Origin of the sequence: Nocardia cerradoensis NBRC 101014, from assembly GCF_000308535.1 — a bacterium.
Classification (GTDB): Bacteria; Actinomycetota; Actinomycetes; order Mycobacteriales; family Mycobacteriaceae; genus Nocardia; species Nocardia cerradoensis.
This window is the reverse complement of sequence record NZ_BAFW01000206.1, coordinates 1-1,856: the sequence shown is the minus strand read 5'-3', so window position 1 is coordinate 1,856 and position 1,856 is coordinate 1. Positions and strand designations below refer to the sequence as shown.

The window sequence follows — 1,856 nt, the reverse complement described above, 5'->3', positions numbered from 1 at the left end:
TCGAGCCCGGCCGCGAGGTAGTAGCCGGTGCCGGCGCCGATTTCGAGAATCATGCCGGTCGGCGCGCCGTCGGCCACGGCCTCGGCCGTGGCGCGCGCGATCGGGCCGAAATGGCCCGCGCTCTGGAACCGGGCCCGGGCGTCCAACATGTCCGCGGTATCGCCGGTCATCTTGGTCGCGGCGCCGGTCAGCAGGCTGACGTAGCCCTGTTTGGCGAGATCGAAGCTGTGGCCGGATTCGCATACCAGGCGCCGATCCCGGAGCACGACGCCCGCCCGGCATTCGGGGCAGGCCAGCGCGGGTGCGATCGCGGCCAGGGGCGTGGCGTGGACGGTGGGCGTCCTCGGCACGGGGCCGGGGGTCGCTTCGCGCGTCTCGCCGTCCCGGCCGTTCATGTGATCCGTGCGGCGGATACGGCCGCCCGGTCGAGGTAGCCGACGCGACGGGCGCAGATCCGGCCGGTGACCCGGCCGGATCTGCGCGCGCGGGTTCGCTCCGGCAATTTCATCACCGGTGTATTTCGTTGGGTCGAGCGGCTAGCTGGTCACCGCGGTGAGCTCTTTACCGAGAGCTGCCGCTTCCTCCGGCGTGAGCTCGACGACCAAACGCCCGCCACCCTCGAGTGGAACCCGCATGACGATTCCACGCCCTTCCTTGGTTGCCTCGAGGGGACCGTCCCCGGTGCGGGGCTTCATGGCCGCCATCCTCTGCTCCCTCCAGATCCGCGCGGTCTGCTGCGCACTTCTCGGAACTAATGTGTTGTCACCAACAGGCAGCCGCCGGACGCGACAGGCATGTCCGGTGGGCTGCACCACGCCTATTCTTCCTTATCAGCGAAGCGGCCGGGTACCTGAGTTCGAAAACCGACCGGCGTGGCGCGCGATCAACGCCGCAGATCGACCCAGCAATCGGCCAGATGGTCATCGACCATTCCGGTCGCCTGCATCAATGCGTAGGCCGTGGTGGGGCCCACGAACCGGAACCCGCGCTTCTTGAGTTCTCTTGCGAGAGCTACGGATTCGGGTGTGACGGCGGGCACGTCGGACAGCGCGCGCGGGCGCGGGCGAGCCGGCGGCGCGAAGTACCAGAGCAGCTCGTCCAGCCCCGGGCTCAGGTCCCGCGCAACCCGGGCATTGGCGACACACGCGAGGATTTTGGCGCGATTGCGCACGATGCCTGGATCGGCCAGCAGCCGTTCCACGTCGTCGTCGCCGAATTCGGCCACCCGGTCGATGGCGAATTCGGCGAACGCCGCCCGGAACGCAGGCCGCTTGCGCAGAATCGTGATCCACGACAGCCCCGACTGGAATGCCTCGAGGCACATCCGCTCGAACAGCGCATCGTCCCCGTGCAGCGGCCGGCCCCACTCGGTGTCGTGATAATCCCGGTAGAGCTGCGACGACTGCGACCAGCCGCAGCGCACCTTCCCGTCGTCTATTACCGCCTCGACGCTCATCGGAGTCCTCCGGCGGGCGAAGGGGGATCGCCCGGTAACGGCGGTGGCGCCCACCCGGTCGCGGATGCCTCCGTCGCCGGGGCGAATCCGGAGTTCTGTTCCGGCCCCGGGGCGGCGATGTAACCGGTGGTTCCAGCCGCTGTCGGTTCGGTTGTGGGCTCCGATCCGGGCCGGTGTTCGGTCGCCGGACCGGTCGGCGCCACGGCGTCACTCCCGGTGGCGGCCCGCGGGGTGAACCCCTGCCGGTCGGATCCCGGAGCCGGTCCGGCGGCCTGCGCGGTGGCATCGGTGGGTGAGGTGGCATTGCCGGTCGGTGAAGGGACACTGCCGAGTGTGTCGTGGGCCTGACCGATGTTGCCCGGCTCACCGGCAGTGGGCCCGGTGGGCGTGGCAACGCCGG

At 69.9% G+C, this 1,856-nt stretch carries 3 protein-coding genes and 1 pseudogene; all 4 read right to left on the bottom strand.

The window, feature by feature from the left end:
• Positions 1 to 395, bottom strand: a 395-nt coding sequence (locus ON23_RS22020; protein ID WP_373282215.1) for a putative RNA methyltransferase, incomplete at its 3' end; no start/stop codon positions are given.
• Between the two features lie 141 nt (positions 396 to 536).
• A complete protein-coding gene (locus tag ON23_RS37010; RefSeq protein WP_064902036.1) occupies positions 537 to 704 on the bottom strand; it encodes a DUF3117 domain-containing protein in 168 nt (55 codons plus the stop codon).
• Between the two features lie 179 nt (positions 705 to 883).
• Positions 884 to 1,456, bottom strand: a complete 573-nt coding sequence (locus tag ON23_RS22015) for a DNA-3-methyladenine glycosylase I (RefSeq protein WP_039780486.1) — start codon at positions 1,454 to 1,456, stop codon at positions 884 to 886.
• Positions 1,453 to 1,856 (bottom strand): annotated as a pseudogene (locus tag ON23_RS38885) (hypothetical protein); the annotation flags it as partial. The pseudogene ON23_RS38885 and the gene ON23_RS22015, both read right to left, overlap by 4 nt.

Excerpts from the sequence above, each read along its gene's own strand:
- ON23_RS37010 (WP_064902036.1), bottom strand. The coding sequence starts at position 704 with ATGGCGGCCATGAAGCCCCGCACCGGGGACGGTCCCCTCGAGGCAACC.
- ON23_RS22015 (WP_039780486.1), bottom strand. The coding sequence starts at position 1,456 with ATGAGCGTCGAGGCGGTAATAGACGACGGGAAGGTGCGCTGCGGCTGG.